This window comes from Limnobacter sp. CACIAM 66H1, assembly GCF_001601825.1.
Taxonomy (GTDB): domain Bacteria; phylum Pseudomonadota; class Gammaproteobacteria; order Burkholderiales; family Burkholderiaceae_B; genus Limnobacter.
The window spans coordinates 66,537-83,731 of record NZ_LUJK01000009.1; the positions used below are offsets into that span (position 1 = coordinate 66,537).

Genomic DNA, 17,195 nt, shown 5'->3' on the forward strand with positions numbered 1-17,195 from the left:
CGGAATTATCAATTTTTTGTGAGCTTTGAGGCGTTTCTTTTTGCCCGGCTTCCTCTATGATCAAGTGAGAAAACCACAAAACCCGATCCAAGCGGGTTTGAAAATCAGGAGGAGCAGATGAAGACAGAACACGACTACATCGTGGTGGGTGGTGGTTCCGGTGGCTGTGCCATGGCGGGTCGCCTCAGCGAAGACTCAGCACTCGATGTATGCCTTCTTGAAGCCGGCGGCGACGGCACCGGCAATCTCATCAATATTCCCAGCGGTGCAGTGGCCATGTTGCCCACCAAAATCAACAACTGGGCCTTTGAAACTACACCGCAGCCTGGCTTGAATGGCCGCAAGGGCTATCAGCCGCGCGGCAAAACCTTGGGCGGTTCATCAGCCATCAATGCCATGGTGTACATCCGTGGTACGGCATCTGATTATGATCGTTGGGCCCATGAAGAAGGTTGCAGCGGTTGGTCCTACAAAGAAGTGCTGCCTTATTTCAAACTCAGCGAATGCAACGAGCGTATTCGTGATGCCTACCATGGCAACACCGGCCCGCTGAACGTGGCTGATTTGCGCTCCGACAATCCCTTTCAGCAAATCTATCTGGAGGCTGGCAAACAGGCAGGCTTCAAAATCAATCACGACTTCAACGGGGCCGATCAGGAAGGCGTGGGCATTTATCAGGTGACCCAAAAAAATGGTGAACGCTGGAGCGCTGCGCGTGCCTATCTGTTTCCGCACTTGCACCGTAAAAACCTCACTGTGCACACCAAGGCCATGGTTCAGCGAGTGCTGTTTGAGGGCAAGCGTGCTGTAGGAGTCGAGGTGTCCATTAACGGTCAGCTGACTGTGTTGAAAGCGCGCAAGGAAATCATTTTGACGGCGGGCGCCATTCAAACGCCGCAATTGTTGATGGTTTCCGGCGTGGGCGATTCATCCGAGCTGGCCCGTCACGATATTGATGTGGTTCATCACCTGCCGGGTGTGGGCAAGAACTTGCAGGATCACCCCGACTTTATTTTTGGTTACTCCACGAAAAGCCTGGATACGCTTGGCCTGTCGATTCGCGGCGGCATTCGTTTGTTGCGTGAAATTTTCCGCTACCGCACACATCGCAGGGGTGCGCTTACCAGCAACTTCGCTGAAGGTGGTGCGTTTCTAAAAACCAGCCCCGAACTGAAAGACCCCAACGTTCAATTGCACTTCGTGGTGGCCATGGTGGATGACCACGCCCGCAAAATGCACATGGGCCACGGTTTTTCCTGCCATGTGTGTTTGTTGCGCCCGCGCAGCCGCGGAAGCCTTACCCTGCAAGGCAACACCATGGACACACCACCTTTGATTGACATTGGTTTTTTGAAAGACCCGCGTGATCTGGACGAGCTGGTGGAGGGTTTCAAACTAACCCGCAAGATCATGCATGCGCCTGCCTTGGCCAAGTGGATCGTGAAAGACAAATTCACCGAGCATGTGAACACCGATGAGGAAATTCGTGAAGTGTTGCGCAACCGCGTGGACACTGTTTACCACCCCACTGGCACCTGCAAGATGGGTACTGATTCCATGGCGGTGGTGGATCCACAATTGCGTGTGCACGGGCTGGAAGGTTTGCGCATTGTCGATGCGTCTGTGATGCCCAGCCTGATCGGTGGCAACACCAATGGCCCGGTCATGATGATGGCTGAAAAAGCCGTGGATCTCATTCGTGGCGTGTCGCGCGTGCCCGCACTTGAACAGGCCGAGCACAATGCAAGAGCACGTCAGGATCACCTGGCCAATGCACTTGTTCCCCAACCTGTGTGAGTGCATCAATGAGCCAGGCGTTTGAGTTCTTGTTTCGTGTGCGTTATGGCGAATGCGATGCGCAAGGTGTGGTGTTCAACGCCAGGTATGGTGACTACACCGATTTGGCGGTGAATGAATATTTGCGGGCTGCGCTGGGTGGTTATCCGGAACTGGTGCGCCTAGGTTATGAAACCCAGGTGGTGCGTTTGCTCACGGAGTGGAAGGCCCCGGCTCATTACGATGAGGTGCTGAAAGCCAGCGTGTATCCCAGCCATTTTGGCAACACGAGTTTCACCTTGAATGTTGAATTTGTGAATGGAGCCACCGGTGCTTTGGTGGCCACTTCACAAGCCACTTATGTGTTGGTCGATGCCAAAGAATTCACCAAGCAAATTATTCCGGCTGAAATAAAAAGCGCCCTGCAAGAGGGCGCTGTGGGCAAGCAGATCAATCAGGCTGGCTGATCAGGCCGCCAGCGAATAACGTTGAATCACTCGTGCACGCTTGCGCGGGTGAATGTTGATTTTCTGGGCATTCTTGCCTGCCACTTCCAGCAACCTTGGGTTCATGATGGCAAACCACAGGGGTGGTACATAGGCAATCAGGAACATGCCGAAGTACCCCGATGGCAAGCTGGGCAGCTCCGGAAAATCACGCAGCGACTGGTAACTGCGTGCCGGGTTGGCGTGGTGATCTGAATGGCGTTGCAATTGAAACACCACGAGGTTGGACACCAAATGATTGCTGTTCCAGGAGTGGTGTGGGGCGCAACGTTCGTATTCACCATTGGGCAGTTTTTGGCGCATCAGGCCGTAGTGCTCAATGTAGTTGGCACTGGTCAACTGAAATGCACCCCAAAAGGCCACCACGGCCAACACGGGCACCATGGGCCAGCCAAACAGGGCGATCAGTGCGGTGTACAACACCAAGGTCATGGCACCGGCTTGCAGCATTTCATTGCCTGCATTCCAGCGGCTTTTGCCTGCGCGTTCCAGGCGTTCACTTTCGAGCCTCCAGGCGCGTTTGAATGCCCCGGGAATTTCACGCAACATGAATTCGTAAATGTGTTCACCCATGCGTGAGGTGGCTGGGTCTTCCGGTGTGGCCACATCGCGGTGGTGGCCACGGTTGTGTTCAATTGAGAAGTGACCATATCCACCCAGCGAGAGGGTGAACAGCGCCAGTGCTTTGTCCAGCTTGCGTTTTTTGTGGCCCATTTCATGACCCAGGTTCAAGCCAAAGCCCAGCAATGAACCTGTGGTAATGGCCACGGCCAACCAGTGCAGCCAGTGCAAATCGTGCGTGGCGAGAAAAACCACGTTGAACAGAAAACCGAAGGTAATAATGGGCACCAGCAGGTAGGTGATCACGCGGTAGTACTTGGTGTTCTCCAGTTCGGGCACCGCCTGTTCAGGCGGGTTTTGTTTGTCTTCGCCAAACACAAAGTCGAGCACGGGCAAACCCAGATAGAAAAACGCCAGGAACACCCACAGCCACTGCGTGTGGCCTGTATAAAGGTACATGATTGGGCCGAGCGGCGCGGCAAAGGGCGCGATCACCGACAACAGCCACATGTATTTCTTGGGATCTTTGTATTGGGTTGCGGGCATGGTATTGGAAGTCATTGTTGTGCACCGGGTTGTTCAGGATGGTTTCATCTTAGGCCTGCAAGGCGATGGACAACACCGCGCAGGGTGGCATAAGATCGTCATAAAGTGACAAAAACAAAACAACAACAAACACCACGAGACAACACACTTGATCCAATCTCTGCATGAATCAGTCGCAGCCTTAAAGCCTGCATTGCACCCGGTCTACGCGCGTTTGCTGTGCGCCGAGTTGCAGCGTCGCGGCCATTTGCCCGAAGAAATTCTGGCCGGTTTGCCGCTGAACTGGCAGCAGCTTCACGAAAGCAACCAGTTCATGAGTTTTGACCAAATGCGCCAGTTGATTGAGCGTGGCGTACAGCTTAGCCAATGCCCATGGCTGGGTTTGGAGGTGGGTTTGAGAACACCTGCATCGGCCCACGGCACGCTCGGTGCAGCCATGATTGCCAGCAAGAATTTACCGAGTGCCATGTTACTGCTGCAGCGCTATGCGGGCTTGCGCCAAAACCTCGCCAATTTGAAGTTTGAACATGAACCCGAGTTTGCCGCAGTGCTTGAAGAATGGGTTGATCTAGGCCCGGTTCGCGAGTACCTGCATTGCCAGTTGCTCGGTGGTTTGGTGCAGTTGCTCACAGCGATGACCGGGCAAGAACTGCCACCTCAACTTCGAATCGAGTGGCCGTTTGAAGCCCCGCCCTGGGTCGATGAATATCAGCGAATTGCGCAACACAACAGCTTTGGTCATGCGCAGTTGCGTGTGGTGTTGGGCAGCACTCTGGTGAACAGCCCCAGCCTGGCTGCTGATGATGAAGCCTTGCAGCGCTTGCTTCGCGATTGTGATTTGCAGTTGCAGCGTCTTCAAGCCGGCGGCACCCTGGCCCAGCGCGTGCGCATGCTGTTGCAGCAAACCGAGGGGCAAATGCCCACCTTGCAAAGCATGGCTTCCAGGGAAAACCTGACCGAACGCACCTTCATGCGCCACCTGCAGTCCGAGGGCACCAGCTTTCAGCAATTGCTGGATGAAGTTCGGCAAGAACGCGCCTGCTGGTTGCTGGCCAACACCGATACCACGGTTGAAGACATCGCTTATGCGTTGGGCTACGAGGATGCATCCAACTTCAGCCGGACATTCAAACGTTGGTGCGGCCAAACCCCCAAGGAATACCGGCAGGCACATGCCGCGTGAAAGTGCATGCCACCCCTTAATTTGTTTCTAATTGACGTAATATTTGAATAACTTTGTAATGTTTTATTGATCCAACCATCGAGGTATTGAAATGCCAGCAGTTATGCAAAATCAAGCGCACGCCAAGTTACTTGAGCCATTGAACCTGGGTTTCACCACCTTGAAAAACCGCGTCATCATGGGTTCCATGCACACCGGGCTTGAAGAAGAGCCACCAGAGAAACTGGCTGCTTTTTTTGCACGCCGCGCACAAGGCGATGTGGGTTTGATGATCACGGGTGGGTTTGCCACTTCTGAAACTGCCGTGCTGTGGCCCGGTGCCGGCCGCATGACCAGCGAGCAAGATGCAATTCGTCACCGCACCGTGACCGATGCCGTGCATGCTGCGGGAGGAAAAATTGCCATTCAATTGCTGCACGCAGGTCGCCAGGCCTACAACGTGAACATGGTGTCGGCCTCCGCCAAACAGTCCCCAATTTTTCCATTCACACCCCGTGAATTGACGCCCGCTGAAATTGAGCAGGAAATTGATGGCTTTGCCAATGCCGCCGCCTACGCAAAAATGGCGGGTTACGATGGCGTGGAAGTGATGGGTTCCGAGGGTTATTTGCTCAACCAGTTCCTGACCGAGCGCGGCAATGAACGCACCGACGAATGGGGCGGTACTTTCGAAAAACGCATGCGCTTTCCGCTGGAAGTGGTGCGCCGCATTCGCGCCAAAGTGGGTGCGGAATTTATTATTGTGTACCGCATGTCCATGCTTGACCTTGTGCCCGATGGTCAAAGTCTTGAAGAAACCCTGCTGCTGGCCCGCGAGCTGGAAAAAGCAGGCGTGACCATTTTGAATACAGGCATTGGCTGGCACGAAGCAAAAATTCCAACCATTGCCACGCAGGTGCCACGCGGCGCATTCACGTGGGCCACGCGCAAAATCAAGGAAGTGGTGTCCATTCCAGTGGCCGCTTCAAACCGCCTGAACATGCCCGGCGATGCAGAGCGGGTTTTACAAAACGGCGATGCCGACATGATCGCCATGGCACGCCCATTCCTGGCCGACCCCGACTGGGTTTTAAAAACCAAAGAAGGCCGGGTGGATGAAATCAACACCTGTATTGGTTGCAACCAGGCTTGCTTGGACCACACCTTTGGTGGCAAGCGTTGCAGCTGTTTGGTGAACCCACAGGCTTGCCACGAAACCGAGCTTGTTTTTGTCAAAACCACCACCAAGAAAAAAGTGGCGGTGGTGGGTGCAGGCCCGGCGGGCATGTCGTTCTCGCTGACCGCTGCACAGCGCGGCCACGCAGTGACCCTGTTTGATGAAGCCAAGGAAATTGGCGGGCAATTCAATATCGCCAAGCAAGTGCCCGGCAAAGAAGAATTTCATGAAACCATTCGTTACTTCAACACCATGCTGAAGAAGGAAGGCGTGAACTTGCAACTGGGCAAGCGGGTCAGTGCCGATGATTTGAAAGACTTTGATGAAGTGGTGCTGGCCACAGGCATTATTCCCAATGTGCCCAGCCTGCAGGGTGTTGATCACCCCAAGGTGATGGGTTATCTCGATGTGTTGAAGCACGGCAAGCCGGTGGGCCAGCGAGTGGCCATTGTGGGCGGTGGCGGCATTGGTGTGGATACAGCAGAATTTCTTACCCACCATGGTGTAGAGCAATCGCCTTCCACCAGCATTGAGGACTTCTGCGAATTCTGGGGAATTGACCGCGAACAGAAAGCGCGTGGTGGCATTGCAGGCGTCAAAGCCAACCCAGAAAAAGCCACTCGCCAAATTACCATCTTGCAGCGCAAGCCCAAGAAAATTGCGGGCCCCGGTAAAACCACAGGCTGGATCCACCGTGCTGCGCTGGAAGCCAAGGGCGTGCGTTTGTTGTCAGGTGTGGAGTACATCGGCGTTGAGGATGCAGGCTTGCGCATTCGTACACCCGATGGTGCAGAGCACTTGCTGGAAGTTGACAACGTGATTGTGTGTGCAGGCCAGCACCCCAACCGTGAGCTGGAAGAAGCAGTTCTTGCCTTGGGCAAGCCAGTTCACATCATTGGTGGTGCATTCAAGGCCGCCGAGCTGGACGCCAAGGAAGCCATCAACCAAGGTGCCCGCCTGGCCGCAACCGTGTGATTGCTCAGGACGCCAACAACAAGGTTGTTTTTCCAACAGCCTACACGCGCACATTGGCGCGTGAGCAGGGGCTGGACCACAAGGGCCAGCTTCTGCTGTTGAAAGGCACGCGCCTTGCGCCGGCTGATCTGCTTGAACTGAACAAATACATTGATGCAGAAACCCAAGCCGTGATTGTGCGCAACGCACTGCAACTCAGCGGCAACCCGGCCTTGGGTTTGCGCTGGGGGGCAAACTTGCACCTGGCTGCGCACGGGCCATTGGGCACTTTGATTGCCTCATCGCCCACCTTGGGCCACGCCTGGAAAGCCACTGAAAAGTTTCATGACATACGGGGTGGGTTTGCCCGCATGGAAGGCCACATTGCGAGCGATCACTTTGCGGTGATCATCAATATGGGCATCGCGATGGACGAAGTGGGGCGCTTTTTTTGTGAAGCCGTGCTGGCCACCATGGTCAACCACCTGGGCATGATCATTGGCAATTCAAAGCCTGCCTTGCGAGTGGAGTTGGCGTATTCTGCCCCGGCCTATGCCGATCAATATCCTGAGTTTTTGCACGCTCCCTGTTTGTTTGACAAGCCCAAAACAAAAATCGTGATTCCCCATGGTTTGGCGCTGATGCAAAATCCCATGGCCGACCCGGAAACCCATGCCATGGCGCTGGCACGCTGCGAGCAGTTGTTGCTTGAGCAAAGGCGACCCAGCAATTGGGCGGCCAGGGTAACTGAATTGCTGCGCAGCAACCCGGGTCAAATCTGGACCTGTGAGCAAGTGGCAAGCCACTTTCATTTGTCATCTCGCACCTTGATGCGCTACCTGCGCGATGAACACACCAGTTACCAAACCCTGCGCGATTCTGAACTGGCCCGGCAGGCCAAACTCAGCCTGCTGGTCAGCAACAACACCGTTGAATCGGTGGCACTGAGCCTGGGGTATCAAGAGGTGTCCAACTTCAGGCGTGCCTTCAAGCGCTGGTTTGGCATGTCGCCCCAAGCGTTTATTGAACAAAGCAGGGTAAATTAAGACAACCTGTCGCTATTTACCCCCATTGTGTCCGGCTTTGCCCTAGGCCAAACAGAGCACATGCAACAAGATGGTTGCATGAGTTCAATGTCCAAATCCGTCACCTTGTTTCTTCGCCTGTGCCAAGGGCGCTTGCTGGCTGCCCGCGACCCTGAAAAGGTGTGGCGTGTGGGCGAGCGCGTCACCAACCTGTTGCAGAAAGCGTCCCGGATGCCGGCAGGTATTCATGTGCAAAAGCGAATCGTGGATGGCGTGCCGGTGGAAATCATCGAGAACAACAGCGTGCATGCCAACAAACAGCAAACCCTGCTGTTTTTGCATGGCGGTGGTTTTGCATTTGGCAGCGCCGCCAACTACCGGGCTTTTGTTGCCCGCCTGTGCAAGAAATCGGGCATTGCCCGTGCTTGGGTGCCCGATTACACCTTGATGGGCAAGGCACCATTCCCGGCCGGTTTGAACGATGTGATTGCCGTATGGAAAGCCCTGTTGCTTGAACACGGGCAAAACGAACTGTTGCTCGCCGGCGATTCCGCAGGCGGCAATTTGAGCCTTGCGCTGTGCCACGCCATGAACGCCAGCGATCAGCGCTTGCCTTCCCGCGTGTATTTGAGTTCGCCCTGGCTTGATCCTTCGCTGAGTGAAAACGACATTCGCCCTGAAGTGGTTGATGCCTTCCTGGGGCGCAATGAGGCGCAAGCCCGCGACTGGCTCAAGCGCATGTTTGCCACACCGTATGCCAACCATCACAATCCCGAAAACCCGTTGATCTCGCCACTGCTGGGCGACCTGTCTGCTTTGCCGCCGGTGTATGTGCAGTGCTCGGCCAATGAGGTGTTCATGATCGACAGTTTGCGCTTGGTCAAACAGGCACAGCAGTTGGGCACCGTGTGCCATGTCGATGTGTGGTCAGGGGTTTTTCACGATTTCATTTTGTTTTCTCCCACCATGCCGGAAGGGCGTGCCGCATTTGCGGCGGCCGCAGCCTGGCTGGGGCAGGGCGAGGTTCGTCGCCCACCTGTCTTTCAAACCCGCATTCGACAACTCTCATCCCCTGTTTAAGGCGCACCTATGTTCACCACCTATTTCAATGAAACCCATGAGGAAGCGCGCCGCAATATTCGCCGCTTTGTTGAACGTCATGTCACGCCCCACATCAACGAGTGGGAAGAGGCGGGCACCTTTCCGCACGAAATTTACAAACTGGCCGGCGAGGCAGGCATTTTGGGTATCGGCTACCCCGAGGAATTTGGCGGCAATTCTGAAGGGGATTACTTCATGAGCCTGGTCGCCACCGAAGAACTGCTGCGTGCAGGCTCCGGAGGTTTTTTCTCCAGCCTGATGTCGCATGGCATTGCCTTGCCACCAATCGCCAAGTGGGCCAGCCCCGAGATGAAAGCGCGCATTGTGCCTGAAGTGTTGAGTGGCGAGAAAATCATCGCCCTGGCAGTGACTGAACCTGGCGGTGGCTCGGATGTGGCCAACCTGAAAACCCGTGCCGTGGATTGTGGCGACCACTACAAAGTGTCAGGTTCCAAAACCTACATTACCTCGGGTATTCGCGCCGACTATTACACCGTGGCCGTGCGCACAGGCGGCGATGGTTATGGCGGCATCAGCATGTTGTTGATCGAGAAAGGCACGCCCGGATTTACCACGGGCCAGCCATTGAAAAAAATGGGCTGGTGGTGCAGCGACACGGCCGAGCTGTTTTTCGACAATGTGGTGGTGCCCAAATCCAATTTGATTGGCATTGAAAACGGTGGCTTCATGATGATCATGACCAACTTCGAAAGTGAGCGCCTGGGCCTGGCCTGTTACGCCAACACCTTGTCGGAACTGGCATTCAACGAGGCATTGAACTACGCCAAAAACCGCAGCACTTTTGGCAAACCCTTGAGCAAGCACCAGGTGATTCGCCACAAACTGGCCGACATGGCAACCCAACTGGAAGCCAGCCGTGAGTTCACTTACCGCGTGGCTGCGCGCATGCAGGCTGGCAAGCCCGCCTTGAAAGAAGTGTCCATGGCCAAGAACTTCGCCACTAAAACATCGGATTTCATTACCTATGAAGCCGTGCAAATTTTTGGTGGCATGGGCTATATGCGCGAAAGTTTGGTGGAGCGTTTGTACCGCGACAATCGAATTGCATCCATTGGCGGTGGCACCTACGAAATCATGAATGAAATTATCGGCAAGCAGTTGGGCTTGTGAAAGTTAAAGGAACACACACACCATGTTGGCAGACTATCCATTGAAATACCTGGCCTTGCACTGGCCCAACATTCGATCCATGGGTTGGGCGGCCATTCGCAATGCCACGCCCATTACCCGGCCCGGTACTTTGCCGGAATTGCCCGTGCACCACAGCATGCATGTGCCTGCCTTGAACAACGAGCTGTTGGACCAATATGTGGCTTGGACAGGCGCACCTGCCAATCGCTACCGCACCGAAATGCCTGCGCACTTTTGCAGCCACTGGGCCATGCCCATGCTGGCCAAGCTGGGCAGCCTTGCGCCGTACAATTTGTTGTCGCTGCTCAACCAGGGCTTGCGCATGCAAATTCACAAGCCACTGAACCGCGATGAGGCCATCGCCTTGCGCGGCAGCTTGATGGATGTGAGCGACGATGGTGACAAAGTGCGCATTCACACCCGCGTGCAGGCCAGCAACCCCAAGGGTGAACTGGCCATGGTCATCGACAGTTACTCCACCGTGCCTAGGGCAAAACCTGCTGGCAAAAGCAAACCCGCCAAGCGTGAAGAACATGAATTCAACACCGCAGGAAACTGGGATGCCGAGGAAGGAGACGGCCTGGCCTTTGCCATGTTGACGGGTGATTTCAACCCCATTCACACCATCAAGGCGGTGGGCAAACGTACGCGGTTTAAAAGCTGCATTTTGCATGGCTTCGGGCAATTGGCCCGCACTTGGGAAGTGTTGAACAACGCCGGTTACTCCGTGGCCGATCTCGATGTGCGATGGATCAAACCACTGCCATTGCCCAATCCGGGCATGCAGGTGCAAACCAGTACAGCGAAGGACTCTGAAGGCTACACCCAACTTCGTCTGGCCGCAGCAGATGGCACCTTGCACATGGTGGGGCGCTTCAAATGAAGTCAATTCGCAAAGCAGTGATTGTGGATGGTGTGCGCACCCCGTTTCTTGATTCGGGTGGTGCCTATTCCCAGCTCATGACCTATGAGCTGGGCGGCAAAGCCATTGCGGGTTTGGTGAGTAAAACCGGCCTGGATGCAAACCGCGTGAACATGGTCACCATGGGCACTGTGTTGCATGAAATTGAAACTTCCAACGTGGCGCGTGAAAGCATGTTGAGCGCTGGCTTGCCAGCCACCATTCCCGCTTACACCACCTCCATGGCTGGTTTGTCGGCCAGTGTGGGCTTTGCCAATTTGTGCGACATGATTGCCCTGGGCCGAATCGAGGTGGGCATTGCAGCAGGCGTGGAAAGTTTTTCGGACATTCCCATTCGCTATTCGCAAAAAATTCGGCGTGCAGCCATGAAGGTGCGGCAAGATTCCTCTGCCAAAAACATACTGAAAAACCTGGCCAGCCTTCGCCCAGCTGACTTGAAACCCGAAATGCCCACTGGCACCGACTTCACCACCCGCAAAACCATGGGTGTGTGCGCCGAACAAATGGTGCGCAAGTTCAAAGTCAGCCGCGAGGATTGTGATGCCTTCACTGTGCGCAGCCACCAGTTGGCCATTGAGGCACTGAACAAAGGCCACTTCGACGGCACCATCATTCCAGTGCAGGTACCTGGTTTTAAACACCCCATTACATTGGACAACACACCGCGCGCAGACAGTAATATCCAGAAGCTAAGCACCATGCGCACCATTTTCAGCAAAAGCGGCGTGATCACCGCTGCAGGTTCGTCCCGGTTTACCGATGGTTCAGCCGCCTTGTTGGTCACCAGCGAGAAAGCCGCACACGACATGGGCTTGCAGCCCTTGGCTGAAGTGGTCGATTATCAACTGGCCGCAGTGAAAAGCCTGGAAGAAGAAATGTTGCTGGGGCCAGCGGTGTCCATTCCGGCCTTGTTGGCCCGAAACAAGTTGAGCATGAATGACATCGATGTGTGGGAACTTCATGAAGCTTTTGCGGCCCAAGTACTTGTGAATATTGCATGCATGGCCCGCAGTGAATTTGCGGACGAGTATTACGGTGGTGTGGTCCCCGGCGAACTGCCTGTTGAAAAGCTGAACACCTGGGGTGGGTCGCTTTCGCTTGGCAATCCGTTTGCGGCCACAGGCATTCGCCTGCTCACCACGGCAGCCCGAAGGTTGCATGTGGAAAAGAAGAAATACGCTGTAGTATCCAGTTGTGCCGGTGGAGGTTTAGGGGCGGCAATTCTAATAAAAAACACGGAGACAAACACATGAGTGCAGCGCAGTACGACAAATTTGAAACCCTGCTGGATTGCCTGGACCACTGGGCAACCACTCAACCCAACAAGGTTTATTTCACCCAGCCTTTTTCAACTGAAAAAACGGTGGACTACACTTGGGGCCAAGTGGCCGACCAGGTGAACAGAATGGCCGCGTACCTGCAATCGCTGAACCTGCCCGAGAAAACCCACATCGGCATTTTGGGCAAGAACAGTGCGCACTGGATCATGGCCGACCTCGCCATTTGGCGGGCAGGGCATGTGTCCATTCCCTTGTACCCCACACTGAATGCTGAAACCGCTGAATACGTGCTGGAGAACAGCGACTCTAAAATGATCTTCATCGGCAAAATGGACGAGTTGTGGCGCGTGGTTGAAAAGGGTATTCCCACCAGCATGCCCACCATTACTTTGCCGTTGGCGCCCCAGTTGGCCCATGCCAAGAAATGGGACGACATTGTGGCCGCCACCGCACCCACCCAAAACCCGGTGAAGCGCAGCAAAGACGAAATGGCCACCATGCTGTACACATCCGGCAGTACCGGCAAACCCAAGGGCGTGATGATCTCGTTCAACGCCATGATCAGCGCACTGCGCGGTACCTCGAAGGTGATGAGCTTCAGCAATACCGACCGCATGATCTCCTACCTGCCGCTGGCCCACGCTGCCGAGCGTGCCATTCTGGAAACCGGCTCGCTGTTCTATGGCTTCCATGTGTACTTCTCGTTCGGGCTCGACAGTTTCATTCAAGACTTGCAACGCGCACGGCCCACTTTGTTTTTCTCGGTGCCGCGCTTGTGGACCAAGTTTTACAACGGTATTTGCGGAAAAATTCCGCTGGGTGTGCAGCAAGTTATTTTCCGCATTCCGATTCTTTCCGGTTTGTTCAAAAAGTTCTTGCTAAAAAAACTGGGCTTGTCTGAAGTGCGCATGGCGCTCAGTGGCTCCGCACCCTTGGCCCCTGCGCTAATGTCCTGGTATCGCAACCTGGGCCTTGATTTGCTCGAAGGCTACGCCATGAGCGAAAACTTCGCTTACTCGCATTGCAGCCTGCCCGGCAAGGTGCGTGTAGGCTACGTGGGCAACACCTACCCCGGCGTGGAATGCAAAATTTCCGAAGTGGGCGAGGTGCTGGTGAAAAGCCCCTGCAATATGATGGGCTATTACAAAAACCCCGAACTCACTGCGCAGTCGTACACCGAAGATGGCTTCTTGAAAACAGGCGACATGGGCGTGATCGACGACCAAGGCCGCTTGAAAATTACTGGCCGCGTGAAAGAGTTGTTCAAGACCAGCAAGGGCAAATACATTGCACCTGTGCCCATTGAAAACCGATTGAATGGCCATGAATTGATCGAGGCCGTGTGTGTTACAGGCCCCTCATTTTCACAACCCTTTGCCTTGGTCATGTTGCCCCTTGAAGAACACAAACAAGTGGAGCAAAACCCATCCGAGGCCGCACGGGTTGAAAGTGAAATGACCGAGTTGCTGAACCATGTGAATGGTCAGCTTGAAGCGCATGAGAAGTTGAGTTGCATTGTAGTAGTGAAAGACCTGTGGACCATGGAAAATGGCTTCCTGACCCCCACCATGAAAATCAAACGCAATGTGATCGAGGAGAACTATCTGCCCAAGGCAGAAGCGTGGGTGAAAATGAAAAAACCAGTGGTGATTGAGCAGTAAGCGCCAATGAAGCAGCAAATAAAAAAGCCCGGATTCTTCCGGGCTTTTTTTACGCCAGCGTACCTTCCCGAAAATCTTGCAAGGCCTGTCGAATTTCCTGTTCAGTGTTCATCACGAACGGGCCGTATTGCGCAATTGGCTCATTCAGTGGCTTGCCCGCAATCAGCAGGGCCTTGGCATCGGCACTGGCTTCAATCTTCACGCCATCGCCTTCGTTCTTCAAAATCGCCATGCGTTTGTCGCCCACCACCTGGCCGCCTACCTTCACTTCACCTCGGTAAACAAACACCACCGCATTGTGTTGCGCAGGTAGTTCTTGCACAAATTTCGAACCCGCAGGCAAGTGCAAATCAAGGTACAAAGGCTGCGTGCCCTCGCGGCTTACCGCACCTTCCACGCCATGGCTGTTGCCTGCAATCACGGTGACCGCAACACCGTCGGCGGTTTTAAACTGGGGCAGGTCGTTGTTCTTGAAATCGCGATACCAAGGCGTGCACATTTTGTCTTTCGCGGGCAGGTTTAACCACAGCTGAAAGCCCTCCATCACGCCTTCTTCCTGTTGCGGAATTTCACTGTGAAACACACCGCGCCCGGCCGTCATCCACTGCACACCACCGTTTTCCAGCAAGCCTTTGTTGCCCTTGCTGTCCTCGTGCAACATGCGCCCGGCAATCATGTAAGTGATGGTTTCAAACCCACGGTGCGGGTGGTTCGGAAAGCCCGCAATGTAATCGTTCGGGTTGTCGCTGCCGAAGTTGTCCAGCATCAGAAATGGGTCTAGCCTGCGCTGCAGGTTTTGCGTAATCACACGGGTCAGCTTCACGCCCGCGCCATCGCTGGTGGCTTGGCCCACCACGATGTGTTCCACGGTGCGCGGCTGTTGTATAGAAATTGGTTTTGGCGCGTTCATAAATACCTCTCAATGAACTGATGAATACTTCGATTTTACCGCACACCACAAGGTGCGGAAGGCCTTGTGGAACAAACACTTCCAGTAAAAAAACCTCGTTTCATATTGCACTGCAAAATAATTTATGCAATTGAATCAATGGTTTGCTGTGTTTCTAAAAACAAACGATCGTTTGAAATTTAGAGTGTTTTTCTAACGTTTACAGTTGTTAATGACGAAAATGATTGATACATTGAGCAATGTAATCGTTAGTACCAAAGTATAAAAATAGCTGCAACCAAAGGAGTACACCATGAAAGTCATTCCAGTGCGCCGTGACGTCAAAATCAACCTTGACGAGTCCCGCATCAACAACTGGCACGAAGCCGGTGAGCACGTCACCCATTTCTTCAACGCACTGTCGGTGTTGTTCCCCGCGGGCGAGCGTTTGTTCATGGACTCCGTGCGCGCCTACAAAGACCAGGTGACCGACCCCGAACTGAAACAAGCCATCACCGCATTCATCGGCCAGGAAGCGCTGCACAGCCGCGAGCACGAGGAATACAACGAGATGATGGACCGCAGTGGTGTACCCGCTCTGAAGCTGGACAAAATGCTGTGGAAATTGCTGGGTGGTTTGCAAAAAGGACTGGGCAAAAAATTATCCTTGGCCGGCACCATTGCGCTGGAACATTACACCGCCATCATGGCCGACGCTGTGTTGAAAGATCCAAAAGTCACCGGTGAGAAATCGGACGAAGGTTTCAAGCAAATGTGGCAGTGGCACGCGTACGAAGAAACCGAGCACAAAGCAGTGGCCTACGACGTGTGGAACACCGTGATTCCCGACAACGTCTACAACCGCTTCATTCGCCGCTTCGGCATGGTGCTGGCCACCGTTATTTTCTGGCCCGTCATTATGTACTTTCACGCACGCCTGGTATTCGCCGACCCCAACACCAAGGGCAAGCACCTGCAAGGCTACAAAGCCGTTGCCAAAATGTTGCTGGGTAAGGAAGGCATTTTCCGCAACGCGATGAGCGACTTCTTCGACTACTTCCGCGCCGACTTCCACCCCTGGGACCATGACAACAGCCACTTTATGAAAGAGATTGACGCTTTCGTGGAGAAGGTCAACCAAGCCATGCGCAACCCCAACCCCGAAGTGAAAAAAGCAGTGCGTGCACGCATGAGCAAAGCTGTGACCAAGGCACCAGTGGCCGCATAAAAACAATAATTTTTTCTTCCTGAAAACCGGACCATTCGTAGCGGGGTGGTCCGGTTTTTTTATTCCCGCGAGTTTTTTAGTTCAGTGACACCGTCCTTCAAATGAGGGGGAGGTAGATGATGCTGCTTGGCTGAGAGTCAAGCTGGGCGTGGTTTTTGGCTGTTGATTATTTATTAAGCAGTGGGGTGAGTGGAGGGGATTGCTTGCTGTTGTATGACAATTAATTTAGTTTATGTACTAATTAAATTACATGCTTTACAAAAGCAGGCTTTGGTGGTGGCCTGCGGTAGCTATGGTGAGGTGCGGTTTTCTCAGGGGTGATGTTCGGATAAATGGATATCGCCGTTATTGTTCGATAAAACTAGTTAGGCGCTATGAATACCATTCCCGGCTTCTGGGACGTAGGTCCCCACGCCCCTTTTCCAGTCGAGGATACCTGGCAGAAGTTTGTGCGACATATCGGTGGCACGGTCGTCGAAGATGGCCTGCCAAATCCACGCAAGTTCGAGAACGCTGACTTCTACTTTCCAGATACTCAGATCATTGCTGAGTTGAAGGAGATCCAAACGGAGTTTTCGGAATCACAGAGTTTCGTGACGGGTTTTGGCGAACTTATGGAACGTGTCATTCGAGACGACCCGGCATGGAGACCCGCACTATTCGGTGGAGATGGACGATTTCCGCCTTGGTTTCGCAGCGAGTTCATCCGACTCTTTCGACCTCCCATCTCCAGGGTTTTGAAGAAGGCAAACCGGCAGATTCGTGACACAAAGGAATTCTTTGGCATTCGGGCATCGAAGGGCGTCTTGCTGTTCGTGAATGACGGTTTTCAATCGCTAGGCCCTGAGCCAATTCAAGCGTTGGCCTGCAGCCTGCTAGCCGACTCGTATTCGTCCATAGATTGCTTCATCTATCTCACGGCGAATTCCTATGTTTCAGTGCCTGGAGATTCAACACCTAGATTGGTCTGGGCTCCTGTCTACAGCGATCGAGCGCCGGAGGATTTGCAGGAACAGATAAATCACCTCGGTCGTAGTTGGTTTGACTTCATTGAGACCCTGTGCGGGCCGTACACAGACCGAGTTGAAACTGATGACATGGATGCAATTGCCGGCGCGGAAGCTATCCGCCTGCCAAAAACATGACGCCTAACCGCTCGTTCAACCGGATAGGCTCCGGCGTTCCACCGCCGGGCGTCATTTCATTCTTGCCCGGCGGCGTCACTTCGTCGCCTGCCGGTTAACTCAAACGTTGA

The 17,195-nt window shown here is 54.1% G+C and carries 14 protein-coding genes; 12 read left to right on the plus strand and 2 right to left on the minus strand.

The annotated features are described in order from the left end of the window. Nucleotides 1–117: 117 nt before the first annotated feature. Entirely contained in the window at nucleotides 118–1,797 is a 1,680-nt protein-coding gene (locus A0129_RS04505) for a GMC family oxidoreductase (RefSeq protein WP_291712779.1), read from the plus strand. 8 nt (nucleotides 1,798–1,805) lie between these two features. Next, nucleotides 1,806–2,243: a thioesterase family protein gene (locus A0129_RS04510; RefSeq protein WP_291712781.1), complete on the plus strand. Its 438-nt coding sequence runs from the start codon at nucleotides 1,806–1,808 to the stop codon at nucleotides 2,241–2,243. On the opposite strand, the gene A0129_RS04515 is transcribed toward A0129_RS04510, so the two are convergent. Then, nucleotides 2,244–3,404, minus strand: a complete 1,161-nt coding sequence (locus A0129_RS04515) for an alkane 1-monooxygenase (RefSeq protein WP_291712783.1) — start codon at nucleotides 3,402–3,404, stop codon at nucleotides 2,244–2,246. A gap of 133 nt (nucleotides 3,405–3,537) precedes the next feature. Here A0129_RS04515 and A0129_RS04520 point away from each other — a divergent pair, with 133 nt between their 5' ends. The 8 genes from A0129_RS04520 to A0129_RS04555 all read left to right on the plus strand — a co-directional run bounded on the left by A0129_RS04520 (nucleotide 3,538) and on the right by A0129_RS04555 (nucleotide 13,823). Continuing rightward, nucleotides 3,538–4,572, plus strand: coding sequence for an AraC family transcriptional regulator (locus A0129_RS04520; RefSeq protein WP_291712785.1), 1,035 nt, complete (start codon nucleotides 3,538–3,540; stop codon nucleotides 4,570–4,572). 103 nt (nucleotides 4,573–4,675) lie between these two features. After that, a complete protein-coding gene (locus A0129_RS04525; RefSeq protein WP_291712787.1) occupies nucleotides 4,676–6,703 on the plus strand; it encodes an NADPH-dependent 2,4-dienoyl-CoA reductase in 2,028 nt (675 codons plus the stop codon). Further along, entirely contained in the window at nucleotides 6,700–7,728 is a 1,029-nt protein-coding gene (locus A0129_RS04530) for an AraC family transcriptional regulator (RefSeq protein ID WP_291712790.1), read from the plus strand. The genes A0129_RS04525 and A0129_RS04530 overlap by 4 nt, the downstream gene beginning before the upstream one ends. Before the next feature lie 87 nt (nucleotides 7,729–7,815). Beyond that, complete coding sequence (locus A0129_RS04535) at nucleotides 7,816–8,787, plus strand: alpha/beta hydrolase (protein WP_291712792.1); 972 nt, start codon at nucleotides 7,816–7,818, stop codon at nucleotides 8,785–8,787. Nucleotides 8,788–8,796: 9 nt separating this feature from the next. After that, complete coding sequence (locus A0129_RS04540; RefSeq protein WP_291712794.1) at nucleotides 8,797–9,939, plus strand: acyl-CoA dehydrogenase family protein; 1,143 nt, start codon at nucleotides 8,797–8,799, stop codon at nucleotides 9,937–9,939. A gap of 22 nt (nucleotides 9,940–9,961) precedes the next feature. Continuing rightward, on the plus strand, nucleotides 9,962–10,843 hold the full coding sequence (locus tag A0129_RS04545) for a MaoC family dehydratase (RefSeq protein WP_291712796.1): 882 nt from the start codon (nucleotides 9,962–9,964) through the stop codon (nucleotides 10,841–10,843). Continuing rightward, on the plus strand, nucleotides 10,840–12,135 hold the full coding sequence (locus tag A0129_RS04550) for a thiolase family protein (RefSeq protein WP_291712798.1): 1,296 nt from the start codon (nucleotides 10,840–10,842) through the stop codon (nucleotides 12,133–12,135). The genes A0129_RS04545 and A0129_RS04550 overlap by 4 nt, the downstream gene beginning before the upstream one ends. Then, nucleotides 12,132–13,823 carry an AMP-binding protein gene (locus A0129_RS04555; protein ID WP_291712800.1) on the plus strand — a complete coding sequence of 564 codons (1,692 nt, stop codon included), beginning with the start codon at nucleotides 12,132–12,134 and terminating at the stop codon, nucleotides 13,821–13,823. Before A0129_RS04550 ends, A0129_RS04555 begins: the two co-directional genes overlap by 4 nt. 49 nt (nucleotides 13,824–13,872) lie before the next feature. On the opposite strand, the gene A0129_RS04560 is transcribed toward A0129_RS04555, so the two are convergent. Further along, a complete protein-coding gene (locus A0129_RS04560) occupies nucleotides 13,873–14,733 on the minus strand; it encodes a pirin family protein (RefSeq protein WP_291712802.1) in 861 nt (286 codons plus the stop codon). 292 nt (nucleotides 14,734–15,025) lie between these two features. Between A0129_RS04560 and A0129_RS04565 the strand changes: the two genes are divergently transcribed. Further along, entirely contained in the window at nucleotides 15,026–15,940 is a 915-nt protein-coding gene (locus A0129_RS04565; RefSeq protein ID WP_275270520.1) for a metal-dependent hydrolase, read from the plus strand. A gap of 374 nt (nucleotides 15,941–16,314) precedes the next feature. Continuing rightward, nucleotides 16,315–17,085: a hypothetical protein gene (locus tag A0129_RS04570; protein ID WP_291712804.1), complete on the plus strand. Its 771-nt coding sequence runs from the start codon at nucleotides 16,315–16,317 to the stop codon at nucleotides 17,083–17,085. Nucleotides 17,086–17,195 lie beyond the last annotated feature (110 nt).